The sequence below is a fragment of the Ectobacillus funiculus genome (assembly GCF_004138295.1).
Lineage (GTDB): Bacteria > Bacillota > Bacilli > Bacillales > Bacillaceae_G > Ectobacillus > Ectobacillus funiculus.
On record NZ_SCFM01000020.1, the window covers coordinates 90,197 to 112,760 of the forward strand.

Sequence of the window (22,564 nt, forward strand, 5' to 3'; positions counted from 1 at the left end):
AAGCGGGCAAATAGTTCAAGAAGATATTTTGACTAAATCCTTTGAAATTATTTTCAAAAACCACGGAAAGAAGAATCTATAAGCTATAAAGTAAACAGGTAACCCATACCATGTTTCCCAGCCTTTATTTCTCATGTATCCAGATGTGACCAATCCCAATTCTAAGAAAAAAGACAATAATGTAAAAATAAATGCAAAAGTCCATCTTGCCCGGGAGCTATAAAAATTAACATAAATAACAGCTATACAGGCAGGAACAAAGCTAAGTAAAAAGGAATCGCTAAGCTCTGTAGTATTGCTCTTTGCCAGATCAAATGTATCAAATACAGATCCCGCAATAGAATCAGCAATCCAAGTCAAATGTCCAGCCACCCCTAAAGTAATAAATACTCCTATCCATGTTAAATTTTTTTTGGGCATAAGCAGCACGATTAGTATTGAAGTAATCACTAGCAGCCAAACATACCATTCACCTTGGTACTTCATAAGTTGCAATTGCATTAAATCACCCCATTCCTATAGGATCCTCTAGATTCAAGACATAATTTTCTTTAGATTTATCTTGAGTAAAATAATTTAAAAATATACTTATCTTCATTAAGACAAATCTCTAGGGTTACTTAAACATGTAAAACTCCAAAGAGTCGGAACATAAGGTTTTCAGTTCATAAATAAACTCTTCTCTTTAGATAAGTTACTTGACATAAATTAGTTACAAAAATATAATAACTTACATAAAGTAACTAACTGAAAAGTTAAGTATCGAATTACAGTTTGTTGTCATTACGAGCAAAATAATTATGAAAGAGGAGTGTTAGAGAAATGATAAGAAGTAATGAAATCGGTGCAACAATTTTGAGAGTATTTTTAGGCATCACATTCTTTGTACATGGATTAGCAAAATTTCAGGGTGGCATTGCAAATACGGCTGGATTTTTCGAAAGTTTAGGTTTTCCGGGATTCAGCGCTTATGTAGTAGCTTTGATTGAATTAATTGGCGGTATTGCTTTGGTTTTGGGAATTGGAATAAGAATTGTTTCCATTTTATTCGTACTGATCCTAGCTGTTGCGACAGTAAAAGTAAAACTAGCTGCTGGATTTCTTGGAAATGGTCAAATGGCTGGTTACGAACTTGACTTGGCTTTATTGGTAATCTCACTCTACCTTGCTGCAATAAACAAGTCTTTTTTAGCTTTAGATAATCTACTGTTCCGTTCAAAGGATGCTTAAATCAAAAGGAGCGATTTAAAATGAATTTTCATCATGCACCGAATACGTTTGTAGGGCAGGTAAACCTAAAGGTACAACACTTGGATCGTGCACTAGCATTTTACCAGCAAGTAATCGGTTTTAAGGTATTGGAACAAACGGAACGAACAGCTAAGCTAACTGCCAATGGCAAAACTACTTTGTTATCGCTTGAACAGCCAGAAAACGTTGTTCCTAAGCAAGGAAGAACTACGGGACTATATCACTTTGCTCTTTTACTGCCTAATCGTGCTGATTTAGGAAGAATATTAAAGCATTTTATCCAAGTCGGCTATCCCCTTCAAGGCGCATCAGACCATCTTGTAAGCGAGGCTCTTTATTTAGCTGACCCTGATGGAAATGGAATTGAAATTTATGCAGACCGTAATTCTTCCGGGTGGAATTGGAAAAACGGTGAAGTAGTAATGGCAACCGAACCAGTGGATGCAGAGAGCCTTCTTGCGGAGGGGCAAGGAGAATCTTGGACTACTCTTCCTGCTGGCACTATCATGGGACATATCCATTTACATGTATCTGAACTAAAAAAGACTGAAGAATTTTATATTCAGGGACTCGGATTTGAAGTGGTGAACCGCTATGGGAATCAAGCACTTTTCATTTCTACCGGTAAATATCATCACCATATTGGATTAAATACATGGAACGGTGTAGGGGCACCTCCCCCACCAGCTCACAGTGTCGGACTCGAATCATTTACGCTGCTGCTGTCGGATGAGGAAACAAGAAATAATGTTATTGCTCGCTTACAGAGCATTGGTGCAACTGTCAAAGAAGAGAATGGTTCCTTTGTTACATTAGATCCGTCTGGGAATCGTATTCTTTTACGAGTGTAATTTTCGGAAAATAAACAGAATCACTTACACAAAGTATTGCTACAAAAGTTATCTGGGATATCATATCGCGTACACCATTCCATTCAAAAATTGAAAAAACTGTTATAATAAAAATGAAAATAATTAGGATAGGGGTATTAAAATGGAAATTAAAAAATTAACAAGCATCGATGAAATGAATCAATTTGTACAACAATCAGGAAAGCATTTGCTTTTTAAACATAGTACAACTTGCCCCATCAGTGCTCAAGCGCATGAAGAATTTCAAGCTTTTGTTAAGGATACGAATACATCTGCCGCAATTGTATTAGTTATTGAAGACCGTCCTGTTTCTAATCAAATTGCTGAACAGTTTGGAATTAAGCATGAATCTCCACAAGTCTTTTTACTTGAGGATGGGCAAGTTCGTTGGAATACCTCTCACTGGAAAATTACAAAAGAAGCGTTAAAGGAGGCTGTCGGCGAATGAGCAAGCAGGTGATTGTCTATTCAACAGCTGGTTGTGTAGAGTGCAATTATGTGAAACAAATGTTAGAAGAAGAAGGCATAGCTTTTGAGGTAAGAGATGTAATGGCAAGCGTAGAATATCAAAAGGAAGTAGAGAAGTTTGGATTTATGGGTGTGCCTGTAACGGTAATTGGAAACCAAGCGGTAAAGGGATTTACGCCAGAGCTTAAAGAACTTATCGCAAACGCTAAAAATTAAAGGCAACTTGCCGATTAGCGAAGATAGAGACGTAGTTGTATCTATATTTTATTCCTAAAACTTGCTGCTACGTCAAATTCATTTCTAGCTGAAATTTTATACTTTCTTAAAGTGTAAACAAGATGACTCCGTTGGTCACATTTGGACCTTTGGAGTCATCCTTTAATGATGTTTTTACAGTCTTAACTGGAGGAAAATGCAGCAATGCGACAAGAAGAGGGATTTACAAATTCAGGAATAGAAATTGGCCTTTATACGCTTGGAGATATATGTCCAGACCCTTATACTGGTACAACAATTAGTGCTAGGCAAAGAATTAAGGAGATAATTGAGGCAGCAAAGCTTGCTGACGAGGCTGGACTTGATATTTTTGGGGTTGGTGAGCACCATCGGTTAGACTATGCAGTATCAGCTACTCCGGTTATGTTGGCAGCCATTGCTCAAAAAACCAAACACATCAAGTTGACAAGTGCAACCACAGTGTTAAGTACTGTTGACCCTGTTCGCTTGTTTGAGGACTTCGCTACATTAGATTTACTTTCGGATGGACGTGCGGAAATAATCGCTGGCCGAGGAGCGTTCGTGGAATCGTTCCCTCTTTTCGGATTTGACACAAATGACTATGACGCCTTATTTTCAGAAAACATCGATTTATTTTTAAAGCTTAATGAAAACGAGAGAATTTCATGGGAAGGGCACTTTCGTTCATCATTGAGCAATGCTGAAATTGCACCTCGGCCTTTACAGAAGCAGTTACCAATATGGGTTGGCGTTGGGGGATCACCGAAAAGTGCGACGCGCGCCGGCAGATTAGGTGTTGGGATGGCTATAGCAATTCTTAGCGGTGACCCGGCCAGATTTAAGCCATTAGTTGATTTATACCGCAAAGTTGGTACTGAAACCGGACATATTCTGGAAAGTCTCAAGGTAGGCATAACAGGACATGGGTATATCTCAAAAACAACCCAACAAGCCAAAGACGAATTCTATCCTTATTATTCAAATTATTGGTCATACGTTAACCGCCAGCGAGGGATGGGCGGTACAATATCAAGAGCAGATTTTGACGAAATGACAGCTCCTGATACCGCTTTGTTCGTGGGAAGCCCGCAACAGATTATCGAGAAAATTCTTCGCCAATACGAGCTATTTGGGCATCAACGTTTTATGGCGCAGATCGACATAGGCGGTATACCGTTTAAGAAAGTAGCTGAGGGCATTGAGTTATTAGCTACGGAGGTAGCTCCGATTGTTCGGAAAGAAACAAGTAAGTGAACTTGAATTGTTATTCATATGAAAGATTCCTTGTTATTGGTGAAGCTGATTAAAATATCAGAGGATGTCCCAAAGGAGTAGCTCATAGCGCTACTCTTTTGGGACATCCTCAATCTATGTAGTCTTATATGGTTTAATGTTAGAGGTTTAACTTAATGTATTTCGTAATGTCCCCAGCTTGTCTATTGATATGGTGACCTCGTCCTGTGAAGCCAGCCAAGCTTGCTCCCCTTCTGGATACCCCAGGATTACGCCTTCCGGGGTGCCTGTAAAAATTACATCTCCGGGTTTTAAGGTCATATACTCTGACAGATAACTAATGATTTTATAACAATTGAAAATCATATCCTTTGTATTTGCTTTTTGACGTACTTGTCCATTTACCCGGCACTCAATATCGAGGTTATGCGGATTACCGATAAACTTACTTGGCACAGTATATGGACCGACTGGGGCAAATCCATCTAATGTTTTCCCTATTAACCACTGACCTGTTTTAAACTGTAAGTCCCTTGCAGATAAATCGTTTCCTATCGTATAGCCAAAAATATAATTTGGCGCTTCCTCTTCTGTAATATTTCGTGCTTCCTTTCCAATAATGACAACTAATTCAGCTTCATAATCATATTTTTCTGCATTATTCGGTAATTCTACGATTTGTTGATGCGCCGAAAGAGCATTGCTAAACTTACTAAATACGATGGGTTCTGTCGGCACTTTCATGTTTGATTCCTCAGCATGGCTTATATAGTTTAAACCAATACAAATAATTTTCTCCGGGTTATCAACACTTGGACCAAAGGTAATGCTTTCCTCTTGTCTAAAAAGATCCTTTCTTTGGCTCATGGCTTTGTTTGTAATTTCTTCAACTTTAGCTAAACCTTCTTCACCTTGTATAATGACCTGTTTTAAGGTTTGTGGAAGGGAGAAATTAAATGCCTCACCAGCCTCAGCCAAATCAAGAACGCCCTGCTCAGTGAAAATAGCTAATCTTAATTCCTCATTTTTCACAATATGTAGGAACTTCATAATAAACTCCTCCTTAATATCTTCCTTTACCTATTGTAAGCTATCACTTTTTCAAATTCATTAATCATTATACAGGATAAATATCTAAACAACTCCTTTATAAGATTCTGTCGTGTATCCATGTTTCTAATGAACAGCTAAAACAACCTTTTGGAGACTGCCTGTTATATTTTATAGAAGCACCTTAGTTGCCTTTTCATAGCCCCTAGATAAAACTAGCAGGCTTATTCTAAAGCTTTTTACCCCCCCTTACGATTCCTTGTATTGACAGTTTCACAAAGTCATGGTTAGATAAAGAAAATGTTAACCTTGAATAAAAATTAGTTAACAAAAGGGGTTATGAGATGAAACAATCGCATTTAGTAATGCTTCCCGGCTGGGGGATGGAAAGGGAAGTATTTCAGCCATGTATTGAATCGCTCTCTAACATATTTGATCTTTCATTCGTGGAATGGAGGCATATAAAAGCTCCTATCGACTTTGAGGAGCGGGTGATACAAGAGATTACCTCGATTCATACACCTATTTTTTTACTCGGTTGGTCATTAGGTACACTGACAGCTTTTAAAGTTGCAAGCCTGTATCCGGAACGTATAAAAGGTCTTATCCTCTTTAGCGGAACAAGTCGTTTTACAAGCTGTGAACAATATCCTTCAGGCTGGCAGCCACGCGTTGTGAAGCGGATGAAAAAACAATTACAAGAGGATAAAGACAAAACACTTACTCTTTTTTATGAAGCTATGTTCTCTCAGCCCGAACAAGACAAAGGACAGCATCATCAGTTTGTAGACCTAGTGCAACGAGAATTTCAAGGGGATGACATGTTATCTCTTATGGTGGGTCTAGACTATTTATTAGAAACAGACTATAGATCGCTCCTTAATGGGATTAAAACTCCATGCCTATTGATTCATGGAACAGAGGATACAATCTGTCCACTTGCGGCTTCTGCTTTTATAAACGAACAGCTTGGAGAAAAAGCCCACTTTTCTATAATGAACGAAACAGGCCATATCCCCTTTTTCACAAAACCAGATGAATGCATGCGATTAATCAAAAAATTTGTGCAAAGGATGGAAGATGAATGATTAATAAACAGCTCTTAAAAAAGCGATTTAGTAAGCATGCAAAAACATATGATAACTATGCACATGTTCAAAAAACAATGGCAAGGCAGCTAATAGCTTCACTTCCTCAACACTTAGTAGAACAACAGATAAATATTCTTGAGATTGGCTGCGGTTCGGGTTACTTGACACAGTTATTATGCAAGGCATTTCCGAAGGCTCGAATTCTTGCGATTGATCTGGCACCTGGAATGATTGACGTGGCACAAGAACGGATCCAAGAGGAGCGTGTTACCTTTTTATGCGGTGATATTGAGGAAATCGTTCTTACTGGCAGCTATGACCTTATTATTTCAAACGCAACCTTTCAATGGCTAAATCATCCTAGGAGGGTGATCCAGCGATTATTTACATTATTAAAGCCTGATGGAATCTTTGCATTTTCCACATTTGGAGCCAAAACCTTTCAAGAGCTTCATGCTGCTTATCAGCAGGCAAAAGAAAAGCTGGGGCTTCAACTAAGCAGTTCCCCAGGGCAATCATTTTATTCTCTTGAGGAGCTAGATACGCTTTGTAAGCAGGTGCTCAATTCTGCAAATTCATGTTCATTTGAGATAATCAAAACAGAACAGCTTGAATTAGAGTATTTTCCGTCAACGCGCGCTCTTTTCAACTCGATTCAAAAGATTGGAGCAAGTAATAGCAATCAGGAGCACTCCTGCCAACGCCCTTCTTTTCTTAGGGAGTTGATGAGTCTCTATGAAACTCATTATCGGGACGAAAAAGGTGTAAGAGCTACATATCATTGTTTATTTATAACAATTGTGAAGGGGACGTAACTGTTTCTATAAGATTCGTTTTCCGGTGCGGTTACTCTACATAACAATTGTAGAATTCTCTATTAACACACTGCTAATCTATTATCAGTAATCAACCGCAACAAGCCCTTGTGAAATCACAAGGGCTTGTCGACATGCTTATATTAGCAACCATTTTAATCACAGATCAAGAATTAGAACGAACTAACCCTGTTTAACTATTTCCAATATAGATAACAGCTGCTCAATTTCTGCTAACGGTGTATGCTCAGTATCCGGTTGTCTTTTTCGGTGATTATACCAAATGGACTGCCAACCCGCCTTAGAAGATCCTACAATATCATTTGTCCAAGAGTCTCCAATATAAAGGATATGCTCTGGAGCACAGTCTACCGTTTTCGCAGCTTCATGGAAAATTCGTGGATCTGGCTTTGCATGTCCTACCGCATCAGATACAAATATACGATGCTCTGGAATATATTGCGTAATACCAAGGCATTTCATTTTATTCCTTTGATGTGCAGTAGGTCCATTTGTAATAATGCCAAGCTCAAACCCTTGATTGGAAAGTGTTGTCAATAATTCAGGTACCTCTGGAAATAGCTCAATGGCGTTCAAAGCAGCCTCATATTGAAGTTGGAATTGCTGAGCAACCTCGTTAGAGATGCTAATTTCATATTCTTTTAACGCTAATACCATTCTTTGCACACGAAGCTCTTCCAAGGTTAACCGATTTTGGCAATAATCTTCCCACAGTAAATCGCTAAAATATCTAAATTTCTTATATGTATCTTCTGGAGCGAGAATTTCCGCATGCTCCGGGAACATTTTATGCAATGAATCAGTAAACGGCTTTTGATGATCATGCAACGTGTCGTCTAAATCGAAAAAAATTGCTTTAATAGCCATATGTATATTCCTCCAGTCAATTGATACCTCCTCTTATTATAGCAAATATTCATTGTAATATTGCATAGGTTGCATAAAGAAAACTTGCAGATTGGCGAGCTCTGCTCCCCAGCGAAGACAGCGGCGTAGCCCTACTTATACTGTATTCCTGAAATTTTCGACTACGTCAAATTCACCTCTAGCTGGAAATTTATACTTTCTTACAGTGCAAGGTCCTCTCCGTAAAATCACAGGGAGCTCGCCAATAGTCTAATCCATCTTAGGAATTACCATTTTATTTTAGAAACTTTATTGCCTTGCAGCCCATCACGATCAATTATAAGCATTTCCCAATATTCTAAACTAGGAAGCGTGATGACTACATCTGTATTGTCCCACTTGTATGGAATTTCTCTTAACTCTCCATTGTCATGATCAGGGCTTGCTGTATAAACCTTCAGATTAGGTAATTCCTGTGCATTCTTTCCTACTGGATATCTTACAGTTAATTCTGGATATTTCATTGGCTTAGCTGCTGCATTTCTCCAGTTTGCATCATTATTAAGTAGATTGATGAGATGAATTGCATCGTAACCTGCAAGTCCATTCCTATTTTTGTAGCTTCTCGTGATTGACCAAATTGTGTTGCTTGCTCCATCTTTACTTACTTGCAGTGGTAGTCCATTGTTCGTTACTGTAACAGCTTGATCTACTTTCTTGCTGTCAAACAGGATGTTTTCATAGGCCGCAAAGAACTTATAGTAATCTTTCATTGACTCTTTAAGAGAGCTCGTCATTTTTTTACTGCGATTTGGATAATATTCATGAGCCAACATGTTAGGGCCTTCTTCAAACTTTTCTGCTGTACCAACTTCAATATGAGTAGCACCCATGGCAGCTAAGCCTGCATCCATCAAGCGTATAGACGGCTCATCAAACAATCCGACTGTCATTCGACGCAATTGAATGGTTCCTTTTTGGCCTGCCTCTTGCTTCAATGTTACTTTATGTTTTCCGGCTGTTAAATTTGGCAATACAATGTAGCCGTCTTCGCTGTAAGAATCCACATTTCCTGTACTTTTAAATGTAACAACATACGGAGTCCCTTTATCATCTAATACAGGTTTTCCATCAATGTAAATAGTACGAGCTGTATCCGCTCCTGCATTAGAGTATGTGAAGATAAAGCTAGTCTCTCCCTTTTCCGCTAAATTTACGTCAAAGCCCACTTCGTCTCCTATATGACCAAAATTTATTAATGTACCGTTAGAGATGTGCATTGGCGGAAGGACAGTTGCCGATTCAGCATGGTATTTTTTACTTCCTAATTGTAGATAATCAAGCTTCACCCCATCATCATCAACGTTTTCGACTTTAATGGATATTTTGTTTTTCCCTTGTTGTAAAGGAACTCCAGCCATTGTAGTGTCTTTCCACTCGTTGCTATGAGGGAAGTCAATGCTTTCGATTTTCTTCTCATTTACATACACAGCACGATTAGCAGTTCGCTGCGAGTCGGAGTCATTATTATACCTCCATACCAAGTCATAGCTCCCTGCTTGCGGAGCATCAACTTCAAATGTTAAGAAATCTCCTTCGTCTTTAAAGTCATACACATGACCTACAGTCGTTGTGATTCCATGACCTTCAGGAGCAAATGCTGCTTCTTCAACTTGATATTCTTCATCACCAATGAGCAAGCTATCTAAATTGATATACTCCCCATTCGAAGCCAGTTCAAATACAACTTCATGCTGACCAGCAGGCACAGTTGCTTTGATTGCCTTTTCAACCATTGCACCATTCCAGCCGCCTGGTGTACTTGCAAATATATTTTCAGAAATTGTTTTTCCATCCACATATGCATTGTTTGCCGGAATTAACTTTCCATCTACATAAATGTTTACTTTTGGATTATTACCAGATCTGTATTTAAATCGAAGTGTATCCGTCTCTTGTTGGTTGTTAACAGTGAAAATAACGCGTTGCCCTGCATTTCCAAGATTATTTGTATAACCAGGGGCTGCTGTAACTTGGCTTGTTTTTGTTACTACTGGACTCCATCCCACCTCTGCTTGCTCGGCTTCTCTCACTGTGCCGTTCAGTTCAAATTTATCTAGCTCTATTCCTGTTGTAGCTGTTTCATTTTCCATCTTTACTTGAAGCTCATTTTTCCCTTGATACAGGTGAACTTGTGTCTCGGCTTTGCCCCAAGCATTTCCGGTTGTCTGAGGGAAAGTAATCGTTCCAGCTTTTTTACCATTCACAACTAGGCTTCGTTTTGTTTCCTCGCCGGCATTTTTATAATAAATAGTAATTGGCGCCTCCTGAGATTGATCCGAATCCACGTTGAATGATACAAAATCTCCTTGTTGCTTAAAATTAGTAAGTCGATCATCCGATTTTTCTACTATAGGCTGTTTCGTTGGCTGCCATCCGATAGTAGCTTTTTCCGCCTGGTACCGTGTATCCCCAACTGTCATATAATCAACCTTTGCACCTGTATCAGTTGCACCTCCTACCTTTAACACAACTTTATTTTCTCCTGCTTTTAAGGGCACCTCAATATCTTTGGAGTTTTGGAACGACTCCCAACTGCCGGTAGGCTCAAGCTTCACCGCATCGCTTACAAGCTCACCATTCACATACAAATGGCGATTTACAGCCACTCGTTCCACGCCGTATCCGAAGCTAATCGGGTAAGAGCCAGCTTTATCTACCTTAGCAGTAAACTCGATGAAGTCTCCATCTACTTCAAAGTTAGACACATGTCCATATTTATCTACCTTACAACTGATAAGTTCAGCATCCTCAGCTTCATATTCTTTCTCAAAGGAATCTTTTTTTACGACGAGGCTATCTACATTTAACCAAAGGTTATTCGTATTTAATTGAAGTTTAATTTCATTTTTTCCTTTTGCTAACTCTACTGACAGGTTTTTCACTCCAATAGGATTTCCCCAGCCTGTTTTTTCATTAAAAGGTATTGTACTCACTGCGGTTTGGTTATTGACCGATAATTTACCTTCCGGGCTTTCAGCATTATCATGTCCATATTTAAGAGCTAAATCATATGTTCCTGCTTCAGGTACATCCACTGTCCAAATAATTTGATCTTCATCTTGCTTCCCAAAATCCCCAACCCAACCAGGAACCTTTTGAATACTTGATGCAACCTGTTCTAACCTTGGAACATCTTTCACGTCTGCAGCCTCATAGTGATCGCCGGTAGCCTGCTTGTAATTCATATAACCAGCAATTACAACTGCTTTTCCGCCATTCGTCGCCCGAGTTTCTTCTACGACTTTTAGTAGATCGCGATAATTGTCTTTGTCCTGCCAAATTTCACTATAGTCGAAATCTGTTTTCGTAGATGGAACAGGGACATCCTTATATCCTTCATTTCCTCCAACCATATTAAAGGTCACAAAGCTTTTCTTATCATCATTGTTTACTAAGGAATCTTTTACAGAATTGATTAGAGAATCATAGTCCTTAGAAAAATAACGTTTCTCCCCATTGTAATCGTATAAGTAATCATTATCATGCGCACCCCATTGATCTAAATGAATTCCGTCAAAGCCAAATTCATTTACACTTCTAACGAACTCTTTATTAATATAAGCTTGCCATTCTAGATTACCTGGATCCTGAAGATACAGCCCTGTATTCACCCAGTCAAAGAAAAATCCTTCCTGGTCGACGGGTTTAGGATTTGGGAATTGGGCATTCTTTCGATACAGTCCCCATTCTTTTTTCACTCCAAAATCCTCATAGTTTTCTCTAGCCGCGTAGTTCATTTGGTAGGCCATTGCTGCTGCATTATATTTCTGAGCGGCCTGAACTTGTTGTTTTACTGCTAATGGGTAGAGTTTTCTCCCCAATAAGTCTGAATACGATGTGGCTGAGGTAATGTTTTCTGTAATGAAATTTCCGTCTTTATCTAGAATCGGTTTTCCCTTGTCATCTGTTTTGGAATAAACAGACACATCATGGCGCCACATCCAGTCGTAAAACTGAAAGCTGTTTAAATAGTATTCTTGCGTAAGTTGCTTCATTTTCTTGTCACTTTCGGCTGCCGACTCTTTCGGGAATTCTGTTGCATATCCATAACGAGGGAAGCGTGTCCAGTTGCTTGAGACATCAATAGCCGCAGTTAAGGTTTGATTGGAACCCTCAATGGATGCCTTTACAAGATACCCGCTAAAGTCTGTGGAAGGAGGAGTCCACTTGATTTCCAGCCCTTTTAGATCCTTCTTGACTTGGATAGTTTTCTTTCCTTCCGCTACCTTCTCGTTTAAATGGTAGACTTCCAAATTCAGAGTCCCTTTCCATTCATGTGATGAGTCAAAAAGCAACGACATGGTCACCTCTTCACCTGGATTATAGCGTGCTTTGTCTACTAAAAGTGCTTGAATTGGTTTAGTAGGCAGCAGTTTTCTAGCTGCTTGGGTTGATTCGGCAGGTGCCTCCTGTGTTTGAGCGTTTGTGACCGGTGCCGATAAAGCAAAGTTCAAAGCCGCTAACCCAATAAGAGATGCCTTTCGCTTATGTTTAAAAAACTTCATGCTTTTCCTCCTTTAAATCGTTTTATTTTTGTTTTCAAATAAATTATATGTTTAATATTTACTAGCCTGTTGTAACGCTATCAAATATTAACAACTTGGTTAGGTGTATAAAGCTCTGGCAAGCTATCATCAGGGATACTTACAGGCTCAGCCAGGTTGCTAGACTTAATAATGAAACATTTGTTAAGAACTGATTGCATGCACTATCCTTTGCAACATTACAATTTTCTTATCTAATTGCTGGCTCATCTTTATTACATCAGGATTAGAGAACCCTTTTTTCTTTACCAATTCATATAGGTCTAAGCGATGATTATCTATACTTTTACTTAAATCTAGTGCTTTCCTTAAAATCATTATTGTTCTTTCCTTTCTACCATTTTCAAAGATTTTATAGCCTCTCTACGTAAATGCTTTCTAGAATTCCTAAATTAAACTTTAAGAATCTGGTACATGACTATTTTCTTATAAAATCAACCCTTTTGTAACCGTTATCATTTTGGTGAAGGTGTCTTATTTTGTGATGTTTTTAAATAGAAAAAATTAAAAGTTGAAAAAGGTGTTTCTTTTTACAAAGGATAGAGGAATATAAAACACTTTTTAAGAGGATAATTCTCCCTTTTAGAAATGCAGCATAAGTATCACTTATCTAAATTTCTCTTCAATTACTAAGGAAGAAAGCAGGTTTTTATGCTTGTACAGCTTCTATGTATAAAGAAAACTCGCCGATTGGCGAGCCGTTAGGAGAAGACGGAGGCGTAGTTGCACTTACACTGTATACAAAATTTCTGACTGCGTCGAATCACTTCTAGCTGGCAATTTATACTTTCCTGCAGTGCAAAGAAAAAAGGGAGCCCTTAAGCCCCCTGTGGATGTGTATCTAATTCGTATAGGTAAAAATTGATGATTCTGCAAAGTTCGACTAACTTATCCTGCCTGCTTATACAGACAAATAACCCGTTTTTAAATTCAATCTCACCCGTCCCCAAGTAGAAGATACCGTTTTTGTAATACGCATCAATCCCAGCAATTCGTTTTAAATCGTATAGTACGAGTGGAATTTTACTTGTATGAATACCCATAATTGTATCTCCTTTTCTAAATGTTCTACTCTTATGATAACGCTTACAACCAACTTCTGTAAATATCTAAATAGTTGGTTTTTAATCAGATTTCATCCCTACTTTAGCATTCTCTTTTCAGGTTGACCGCTTCTTAAGAATCCTGAGTTTCATTATCGTTTATTTCAATGAAGAAAACTCGCCGATTGGCGAGCCCTGCCTTTAGGCAAAGACAGAGGCGTAGCCCTACTTATCCTGCATTTCTAAAATTTCTCACTACGTCGAATGGTCTCCCAGCTAAAAATTTCTTTCTTAAAATGTAAGAAAGCGTAAACTATGAATGATATAGTCTACGCTCCTTTGGTATAATTTATTCATCCATTAACGGGCATTAACCCCATTTTGATAGTGAGATTGATATCATTCCTAAGCAGACACACCTTTTTTCTACCCTTTTTTCTCCATATTTATCTTCCTTCATCTTCTACAAGTAATTGATCAATTTCTTTCGCTGCCGCTGTTAGACCCTCTGCAACTCCAATATGTCCAGAAAACATCAGTCGAAAATAGTTGGTATACACTTGCTCTATCTCATCCCATTTTGCCACTGGGGGACGCAAGAAGGCATTATTTATTCCATTGATATATGCCTGATAGTACGGATAGTCTTTAATAAATTTTTTAAAATCTATATCCTTATTTATTGGAATTAATCCTGCCTTCAACATAAGTTCCTGGGGTTCTTTACTCACCATCCATTTCACAAATTGCCAAGCAGCTGATGGATGTTGTGATCCTTTCATAATCACGAGGTTTTCCCCTCCCAACACTGATCCTTGTCCATTTGTAACCGGGAACGGAGCAGAGACGGTCGTATTAACAATCTTTTTTACTTTTTCAGGTGATTGAATACTATAAAACCAAGGCCCTTCATCAATCATAAAGCTGTCCCCATTTATGATCCCATTCCACCTATCTGTGTTAATAGTTAAACGCCCTTTTGTTGAAGTTGCGTTTTTATACAGTTTAAGTAGATTCTCCACTGCATGAATACTTTCTTGACTATTTAAATAGCCTGTTGCCTTTGTATAGGTGCTATCCAGCAATTTTCCACCGAATGCATAAAAATAAGGCAAGCTTTCCCACGCATTAAGTCCTGCCATACTGATTGCAGCGTTATGATTCACGACAATATCCAATACCTGATCCATTGTGTTAGGCGGCTTCGTATAACCGGCTCTCTGAAGTAGTTCCTTATTGTAAATCGCAATCTTTGTATTCGTATCAAGTGGCAATCCATAGTATTTACCGTTAAAATAATTCGACTGTAATGGTCCATTTAATAAAGATGACTTGATTTGATCAAAACCAGCAAAATCACTAATAGGGTAAAGCAGCCCTAACTTATTGAAGTATGGGAGCCATACTATATCCATTCGTACTACGTCAGGTGGTTCTTTGGCAGAGGCTCTTGCTACAAGTGCAGATTTTAGTTGTTTAGTGTAGGATTGACGGACTGGCTTCACATCAATCATTGGATATTCTTTTTCAAACAAAGGAATAATCTCGTTTTCAAATATTCTTGTTTCCTCTTCACTGTATGTGTGCCAAACAACAATCTCTTGCTTTTCTTGTAGAGGAACTTGGATATCATCATGTTTATCTAAAATAGACTGATTATTACAAGCTGCAGTAAAAACAATACCGATTAAGCTAATAATCAGTAGCCATCTGTTCATCATCATCCAAGCCCTCTCTTCCGATTTCCTTGTCTCCATGTTGAAGTTTGCTAATTCTTAGTGATTAATTTCGCTGTGTAGTACGAAAATCAGCTGGTGATATGCCTGTTAACTTTTTAAATAACTTGCTAAAATATTTTACATCTTTAAACCCTGATTGATCAGCGACTTCATACACCTTTAAAGATGTGTTCCGCAACAATTCTTTTGCCTTTTTAATTCGGAGATCGATAACATAATCAATAAAATTTTGACCAATGTGCCGCTTAAATAACACACTAAAATAATTACGGCTCATATGAATATGGCCAGCCACCGTTTGCAGTGTGAGCTCTTCTGTATAATGCTTATGAATATATTCCAATGCCTTTGTTATAACTTGATTCTCCCCCTGGGAGAACGTTTGGTTTTGTGGAATTAAGTAATCATATTCAGCAATTTGTTGAAAAAGGATTTGTTGTAGCTGTACAAGTGTTTCAGCTTTTTTTAATTGCTCCCATTTTTCAAATAATAGCTCCCATTTTAATTGCTTTAGAAATAGATGACTTACTATTTCACAAGCCTCTTTTTTTATTTCAGACGGTTCAAGCCGTCCTAGTCCCCATTCTTTACATCGGTTTTGTAAGAACGCCGTCAGCCTTTGTTCGTCATAAGGCAGCAAAAACTGATGAAACTCATCTAGCCTTAAAGGGACTGCATTTTCTTTGGGAAATGATTGGTAACGAAAAATATGCTGGTATTCATGAAAAAAGTGTTGATTGCAAGCTACGCGGCTTTTTTCAACGCCTTCTTTCACAGCAGATACATCACTAATTACCTCATATCCAAAGGAAAAACTTAAATTTGTTTCTTGTTCAATTTCTGTTTTTAACGTTTCAAGTACTTTATAAGGCTCTGCATTTATCTGCATCAGAAACAGCATTTCAGTTTCGGCTACTGGAAAACAAATACCCTGATTAACATTTTCATAGAAGAGGTCCTGTATATCTTCTAAAATCATGGTTTGAAACAAGAAACCAAACTGCTCTTCTATCTCCTCCGCACGGTTCAAACGCATTGTAATGATGAGTAAAGACCCTTGCAGCCAAGCAAACTGCTCTTGGAAATTAATCGGTTCTAAGTCCTGTAAAATAACGCGCTTCATGATTTGTTCCAAGCTTTTCTGTTCCTTCAAAAAAGCTGCTTGATTGATTAGCTGCAATTTCTCCTCTACGGTTTGCTCTTCTTCGATCAGCTTCACACATTTACGAATAAGTCCGCTAAATTCTTCCGGCTCTAAAGTCGGCTTTAGCACATAATCGACAGCACCAAGCTTCAAGCCCTCTCGTACATATTCAAAATCAGTATAACTGCTTACTAGAACTACCTTTAGAGTTGGAAATCGTTCTAACGCCTTTTTTGTTAGGGCAAGGCCATCCATGACCGGCATTTTGATATCAGTAATCAAAATATCGACCTTGTGCTGCTCCATTACTTTGAGGGCTTCTTCTCCATTCGGAAAATCCCCCAATAAGCAGAGCCCTTCTTGGTCCCAGTTCACAGAAGCCTTTAGCCCAAACCGAATAACTGGCTCATCGTCTACAATTATTACGTTATACACGATTCTCACCTCTATTTTTGTTAATTAAAACAATTGTAACTGTTGTTCCGTTAGAATCACTTTCGATGGTAACACTCGATGCTAATGCAAAATAAAGTCTAACTGAGTCATATACATGTCTTAAACCAATTCCGATAAATGAATTCATCTTATCTGCCTTATGATTCAGTTGGTTTAATATATCCTGTTTAAAGCCGACTCCATTATCCTTAATTTCAATCTTCACACCATCTTCTACACGGCTGCCCTTAATGCAAAGCGTTCCCTCTGTTCCTTTTGGGACTAAGCCATGAAACACTGCATTTTCAACAATTGGCTGCAGCAGCATCCGAGGAATGAGAAGGTCCTCCACTGTAGGTTCAATCTCCAGTTCTAAATGAAACGTTTGCTCATACCGAATTTGCAAAATAGCTAGAAACTTTTCAATAATATCTAATTCTTCCTTGACCGTAATGAACGTTCCTGTTTTCCCCATGCTCGCTTCTAATAACCGAATTAATGCCGATAACGCAGTATTAGCCCGATCGGTTTGTTTGAAATTTACTAACCAGCGAATTGTACTTAATGTATTAAAGAGGAAATGCGGATTAATACGATGTTTAACCGCGCGCAATTCAGCCTCTGTCTTTTGACTTTGTTCTTCTTTTACTTGTTCCATGAGCTGCTCGATTTGATGAATCATTTGATTAAATTGCCTGCTCATTAAACCGATCTCATCATTGGAATGAATATGAGTTTGGACTTGGAAGTTTCCTTGTCCAACAAGCCTCATCTGCTCGGTTAATACCTTTATCGGTTTTGTCACTCTATTTACTGCGAATACTCCTACCACAATCGCTACCATGGTAAATACAATGGATGCAAAAATTGTAATACGTTGAATGTTTGTTAATTTACCGGTAATTTCCTTGATGGGAACGGTTCCAATAAGTGTCCATCCGTTCACAAGAGGCTGCTTCACCCCATAATAGGTAGTGTTTTTTTCCTGAAATTCAAACTCATAGGCAGTATCATCGACAATATGCTTATATAAGTCATGGTTTTCAACGGTTTTATTAATATGTTCCATATTGGCATCAATCATAATTTGTCCATGTTTATTTACAACGAAAAAGTGCCCTGTTTTTCCAAGCTTCAATTGGTCAATTTTGTTTAAAATTGCTTTTCCATCTAAGAGCACTTGTATATAAGCGATATTTTTCATATTACTGAAATCTTTCATCACACGTGTTACCGGAAGAACAAGCTCTGTATTCTCACCGGCTCCACTAAAAAGATCATATTGTAATCCTTGCCAAGCTAACGCACCGTCTGCTTGTACCGCTCTCTGTATCCAATTCTGCTCTTGCAGGTTGTATCTTGCCAATTTCACGGGAGAAAACGTCCCGCTTCCCCAGCTTGTTCCTTCATCTTTTAATACATATATAACCCGAACGAATGAACTCGAATAAATTTGTGAATTTAAAAAGGAAGTCATTTCTTCATTATTTTTATCTTTTACAGTTGAAGAAGTCCCATCCTCATTGTCCATTTTTACGATTTCTTGCAGTTTTTCATTACTGTAAATAAGGTCCGACATATCATTGCCCACAGACAAAATAAATGAAAGGGAATCCGCTGCTTGGCGAGCGATTTGTATCGAAGACTCTCGAACGTTTTCTTTAACGATGTTAGAGGACGAAATAAAAAAGAAAACACTGATAAGGGTTGTGGGAATCAGGATACCGATAAAAATAGCAATGACAACCTTGGTAGAAAATCGATTTTGCAACAATCTTTTAGACATCTTTTGATCCTTTCTTTAGCTACAATCACTGTTTTCCATATTACTCCAGCCCCTCAATTCATTCAAGTGTTCTAAAGCTCTTCATAATTAATGGCGAGACTTCACTTCAACAATTCTTTCAGAAAATCCAGTTTCTGCCTCACATTATCATTGGTGATAAGATCTACACCAGTATCAATATTTTTTCTAACTTCTTCTCCCTTTATTACTTTCAATGCAGTTTCAACACTTATATAACCCATATCATAAGGATTTTGTGCTACTGTACCAGTTAACGTCCCATCCTCAATTGACTCAACCATTTTGATAATCCCATCTGCTCCTATGACAGGCATTTTATTTCCTTGCTTCTTAATTGCATCTAAAGCATTTAGTGCCATAATGTCAGTTGTAGCAAAGACACCTTTCACATCAGGATGCTCCTCTAAAATCGTTGCCATAGCTTTTCTAGCCGGCAAAGCCTCGTTTGGCAAATCTATTTTTCGGGCTACAATTTTGATTCCTGCATCCTTTAAGCTAGATGTAGCTCCTTTTATCCGGTCACCCGAAACTGGACTGATTACCTCCCCAGCAATAAGGGCCACTTCATCTCCAGGCTGCAGTCCTGAAGCTAATAGTTCACCTGCTTTTCTCCCTAATTCAAAGTTATCGGTACCAATATAAGCAGTCTTATGTTCAAGGGGAATATCTGTATCCACCAGTAATACTGGAATCTTATGCTCGATAAATTTTTGTAAGATTGACTTGACCGCAGCTGATTGTAATGGAGAAACAACTAATACATCAGGATGTTCTTTAAGAACATTTTTTAACACATACTCTTGTACATCTTTTTTTGATTTGAAACTGGGTGCAACAACTCTACCATCTATATCAAACTCTCGAAACCCCTTTTCTGCTCCTGCCTTCACAATATTCCAATACTGCGAGTCTAAATCTTGTAAAACAACGGCGACTTTAGGCCTATTGTCTGTTCCATAGAACTTGACTATACATCCTATTACAGTGGCTAGAAACAACGAGATAATCAATAGGATACACAACTTCTTTTTTATCATTTATCTCCCTCCTAGCAGGGGTCTCATCAAGGCTTTGCAATTCTACACCGTTAAGGACTAGCATATTCCCTCATAATAATTACTTATAAGTTCAATTTATTACTTCGACTTGATTCACTAGACAACCAATCGCTTCGTACTCAAAAAGTTCTTTATTAGGGACTTGTACATCGGACAAATTCAAATCATATCCCTGTCAAGTAGACAGCACTAAATATGCAGTTACCGAGATCCAATATTCTATTGAGGCTCGGCAACTGCGTCTTTTGTGGTGCATGTTCTATTAAGAACGATTTGCATTAAGGTTATGAACTGGTTGTCTTTTTTTGATTTCAACGCCCATACTCTTTTGATAAAAATAGGTCACAATGAGGGCGGCCAATCCTGGGAAAATAAAGATTAGTAAAGGCGAAAATGCCACCCATAAGATATAAGTTGTGATCATAAGCGCCAAAATCACGAGGATGGCATTCAAAGGATGCATTAATAATAGAAATATCGTATTGATCAAGTACGCCTTCAAAGGCAGCTCCTGATCCACAAGAAAACTATAGACAAACAAAAAGAAAAACGGTGTGACGATAAGCAGTGTATAAAAGACTATCATTAATAGTAACGACATCCCCGCATAATACTGTAGTGCAAAGTAAAAAACAACTACTATCATAGCATTGAGACAGCCCAAGATCATACTTTTTCTATACTCTCTTTTATAAGACTTCCAGAATACTTGAAGAAATGGGAAAGCGTCGTCATCCTTCGTGAACCTTCTTGCAATTGCCAAGGTAGCTACCGTTGCCGGAATTGCAACAAACGGTAATAGGACCATCCCAATGATGAATATCGTGTGTACGCTGACTACATCTGGCGCTGCCAACAGATTCATGCCTAAGAAAGCATAGGGCACATTAAACAGCCACCAAATCCCTGTCAATTTTAAAATTATATAGAGCCGCTTAGTCAAATGATCACTAAATGTAAACCAGTTCATGTTGTATTTCCCCTTAATAAAATAGTCCTCGTCCCTATTCTTTAACAGATCCGATTACTAACCCGCTTGTAAAATATTTTTGTAAAAACGGATAGATTAATAGCACTGGGATAGTAGAGACTACAATCTTAGCTGCATTCAATGTTTGATTTGAAATGGAAGCCACTGCTTTTAATTGGGACACATCTGTAATTTTAGTAACGTCAATGTTCAATTGTTGAATATACGTTTGCAGCGGATAGTTAGCGGCTTTGTTTATATAAAGCAAACCGCTAAAATAATCATTCCAATGCCCTACAATGGCAAACAGTGAAATGGTTGCCAATGCCGGAAGTGAAATCGGCAGATAAACCTTGAGCAAAACATTTAATTTTGTCGCCCCATCCATAATAGCAGCTTCTTCCAACGAACTTGGAATACTCTTGAAAAAGTTCATTAACAAAATCACATTAAAGATTGGTACTGCTCCTGGTAAAATAAGCGCCCAGATAGTATCAAGCAAGCCTAAGTTCTTCACAACTAAGAACGTGGGAATCATCCCACCGGAAAAGAGCATTGCAAAAATCAAAAGATTCATATAAATATTGCGTGCGCCAAATTCCCGTTTATGTTTAGACAATGGATAAGCCATCAGAATCGTTAACATCATGTTCAAAGCGGTCCCTAACACAACTCTTTCCACAGAAACCAGAAATGAACGCCAAAACTGTGCATCTCCTAACAACACCGCATAAGCATTTACATTAAAATTAACGGGCAGCAATCCAACCTCATTCGCTTGAGCTGCAACTCTATCACTAAAAGAGATAGACACCATATTAAGTAATGGCAACACACATAGGATTGTCATTAGCAATATTACAGCCCAGATACATACATCAGCAAACCGGCTCCCAAATGATTTTGGTTTCCTCGAACTTCTCTCCCATGCAATAGCAAACGGGCTTCTAACTATTTTTGATTTCATCAACTTTCTCTCCTTTTAAAAAATCCGCATGTTTGCAAGTTTCTTAGATAATTCGTTAGCTGATAAAATGAGTACACAACTTACTACGGATTTCAATAAGCCAATTGCCGTTGCAAAACTATACTGTTGTCCGATCAGACCTACACGATACACATACGTATCAATCACATCCGCAGTCTCATACACAATTGGGTTATATAAAGCAAAGATTTGGTCAAAACCAGCATTCAAAATATTCCCCAAATTGAGTGCTGAAATCAGCATAATGGTTGGCAAAATCCCAGGTAAAGTAACATGCAGCAATTTCTTAAAGCGATTCGCGCCATCGATTGAAGCTGCTTCATATAGCCCAGGATCAATCCCTGTTAATGCGGCTAAGTACACGATAGCACCATATCCAAAACCTTTCCAAACATCTGTTGCTACAATGATTTCTCTAAACCACTCATTGCTCCCTAAGAATAAAATCGGATCATATCCTAGTCCCTGTAAGAAATTATTTACTGGTCCATGATAGTCAAATACGTTAACAAATACCGCTGCCAAGACTGCCCAAGATAAAAAATTAGGCAAGTAGACGATGGTTTGGATGGATTTTTTAGCCCATTTCAGCCGAATCTCATTTAACAATAAGGCAAAGATAATAGGCACGATCGTTCCCGCAATAATCTTACCCACCGCAATAACAACTGTATTCCTTAGTATCTTCATACTATCCGGGATTTCTAGCATGTATTTAAAGTTTTCCAGGCCAACCCATTCAGAGCCTAACATCCCTTTGGCAGGGACATAATCCTGGAACGCCATGACAAGACCAACCATTGGTATAAAACTGAAAATGACTAAAAAAATCATGCCCGGTGCCAACATTAGATGGTACTCCAGCTGCCCTCCACGTTTTTTCATTTCA

Annotated in this window: 20 protein-coding genes; 7 read left to right on the top strand and 13 right to left on the bottom strand. The window is 38.3% G+C overall.

The features are described from left to right. Positions 1-15: 15 nt before the first annotated feature. Positions 16-501, bottom strand: a complete 486-nt coding sequence (locus EP737_RS15070) for a hypothetical protein (RefSeq protein WP_129728800.1) — start codon at positions 499-501, stop codon at positions 16-18. Between the two features lie 321 nt (positions 502-822). Here EP737_RS15070 and EP737_RS15075 point away from each other — a divergent pair, with 321 nt between their 5' ends. The 5 genes from EP737_RS15075 to EP737_RS15095 all read left to right on the top strand — a co-directional run bounded on the left by EP737_RS15075 (position 823) and on the right by EP737_RS15095 (position 4,082). Further along, entirely contained in the window at positions 823-1,230 is a 408-nt protein-coding gene (locus EP737_RS15075; protein WP_129728801.1) for a DoxX family protein, read from the top strand. Positions 1,231-1,250: 20 nt separating this feature from the next. Further along, complete coding sequence (locus EP737_RS15080; RefSeq protein WP_129728802.1) at positions 1,251-2,102, top strand: VOC family protein; 852 nt, start codon at positions 1,251-1,253, stop codon at positions 2,100-2,102. 142 nt (positions 2,103-2,244) lie between these two features. Beyond that, positions 2,245-2,571: a bacillithiol system redox-active protein YtxJ gene (gene ytxJ / locus EP737_RS15085; RefSeq protein ID WP_129728803.1), complete on the top strand. Its 327-nt coding sequence runs from the start codon at positions 2,245-2,247 to the stop codon at positions 2,569-2,571. Continuing rightward, positions 2,568-2,807 carry a glutaredoxin family protein gene (locus EP737_RS15090; protein ID WP_129728804.1) on the top strand — a complete coding sequence of 80 codons (240 nt, stop codon included), beginning with the start codon at positions 2,568-2,570 and terminating at the stop codon, positions 2,805-2,807. Before ytxJ ends, EP737_RS15090 begins: the two co-directional genes overlap by 4 nt. Positions 2,808-3,011: 204 nt before the next feature. After that, positions 3,012-4,082: an LLM class flavin-dependent oxidoreductase gene (locus tag EP737_RS15095; RefSeq protein WP_129728805.1), complete on the top strand. Its 1,071-nt coding sequence runs from the start codon at positions 3,012-3,014 to the stop codon at positions 4,080-4,082. A 147-nt stretch (positions 4,083-4,229) separates the two neighbouring features. Here EP737_RS15095 and EP737_RS15100 read toward each other — a convergent pair whose 3' ends face one another. Then, complete coding sequence (locus tag EP737_RS15100; protein WP_129728806.1) at positions 4,230-5,111, bottom strand: fumarylacetoacetate hydrolase family protein; 882 nt, start codon at positions 5,109-5,111, stop codon at positions 4,230-4,232. A gap of 344 nt (positions 5,112-5,455) precedes the next feature. On the opposite strand from EP737_RS15100, the gene EP737_RS15105 reads away from it, so the two are divergent. Together EP737_RS15105 and bioC are read left to right on the top strand one after the other, a co-directional pair. Then, positions 5,456-6,199: an alpha/beta fold hydrolase gene (locus EP737_RS15105; RefSeq protein ID WP_129728807.1), complete on the top strand. Its 744-nt coding sequence runs from the start codon at positions 5,456-5,458 to the stop codon at positions 6,197-6,199. After that, positions 6,196-7,017: a malonyl-ACP O-methyltransferase BioC gene (gene bioC / locus EP737_RS15110; RefSeq protein ID WP_129728808.1), complete on the top strand. Its 822-nt coding sequence runs from the start codon at positions 6,196-6,198 to the stop codon at positions 7,015-7,017. The genes EP737_RS15105 and bioC overlap by 4 nt, the downstream gene beginning before the upstream one ends. Positions 7,018-7,200: 183 nt before the next feature. On the opposite strand, the gene EP737_RS15115 is transcribed toward bioC, so the two are convergent. The 11 genes from EP737_RS15115 to EP737_RS15165 all read right to left on the bottom strand — a co-directional run bounded on the left by EP737_RS15115 (position 7,201) and on the right by EP737_RS15165 (position 22,560). Then, a complete protein-coding gene (locus tag EP737_RS15115) occupies positions 7,201-7,905 on the bottom strand; it encodes an HAD family hydrolase (protein WP_129728809.1) in 705 nt (234 codons plus the stop codon). A 266-nt stretch (positions 7,906-8,171) separates the two neighbouring features. Continuing rightward, positions 8,172-12,452 carry a glycoside hydrolase family 66 protein gene (locus tag EP737_RS15120; protein ID WP_129728810.1) on the bottom strand — a complete coding sequence of 1,427 codons (4,281 nt, stop codon included), beginning with the start codon at positions 12,450-12,452 and terminating at the stop codon, positions 8,172-8,174. A 183-nt stretch (positions 12,453-12,635) separates the two neighbouring features. After that, a complete protein-coding gene (locus tag EP737_RS15125) occupies positions 12,636-12,809 on the bottom strand; it encodes an aspartyl-phosphate phosphatase Spo0E family protein (RefSeq protein ID WP_129728811.1) in 174 nt (57 codons plus the stop codon). Positions 12,810-13,309: 500 nt separating this feature from the next. Next, the gene (locus EP737_RS15130; RefSeq protein WP_129728812.1) at positions 13,310-13,534 is read right to left on the bottom strand and encodes a hypothetical protein; all 225 of its coding nucleotides are present in this window, start codon (positions 13,532-13,534) and stop codon (positions 13,310-13,312) included. A 446-nt stretch (positions 13,535-13,980) separates the two neighbouring features. After that, positions 13,981-15,255 carry an extracellular solute-binding protein gene (locus EP737_RS15135; protein WP_205650946.1) on the bottom strand — a complete coding sequence of 425 codons (1,275 nt, stop codon included), beginning with the start codon at positions 15,253-15,255 and terminating at the stop codon, positions 13,981-13,983. Between the two features lie 61 nt (positions 15,256-15,316). After that, positions 15,317-16,852: a response regulator gene (locus EP737_RS15140; RefSeq protein ID WP_129728814.1), complete on the bottom strand. Its 1,536-nt coding sequence runs from the start codon at positions 16,850-16,852 to the stop codon at positions 15,317-15,319. Beyond that, positions 16,845-18,638 (bottom strand): cache domain-containing sensor histidine kinase, encoded by a 1,794-nt coding sequence (locus EP737_RS15145; protein ID WP_129728815.1) that lies wholly within the window; start codon positions 18,636-18,638, stop codon positions 16,845-16,847. The genes EP737_RS15140 and EP737_RS15145 overlap by 8 nt, the downstream gene beginning before the upstream one ends. Positions 18,639-18,739: 101 nt before the next feature. Next, complete coding sequence (locus tag EP737_RS15150) at positions 18,740-19,696, bottom strand: sugar ABC transporter substrate-binding protein (RefSeq protein ID WP_129728816.1); 957 nt, start codon at positions 19,694-19,696, stop codon at positions 18,740-18,742. A 283-nt stretch (positions 19,697-19,979) separates the two neighbouring features. Next, positions 19,980-20,687: a DUF624 domain-containing protein gene (locus EP737_RS15155; protein ID WP_129728817.1), complete on the bottom strand. Its 708-nt coding sequence runs from the start codon at positions 20,685-20,687 to the stop codon at positions 19,980-19,982. Positions 20,688-20,721: 34 nt separating this feature from the next. Further along, complete coding sequence (locus EP737_RS15160; protein ID WP_129728818.1) at positions 20,722-21,654, bottom strand: carbohydrate ABC transporter permease; 933 nt, start codon at positions 21,652-21,654, stop codon at positions 20,722-20,724. Between the two features lie 15 nt (positions 21,655-21,669). Next, entirely contained in the window at positions 21,670-22,560 is an 891-nt protein-coding gene (locus EP737_RS15165) for an ABC transporter permease (RefSeq protein ID WP_129728819.1), read from the bottom strand. Positions 22,561-22,564 lie beyond the last annotated feature (4 nt).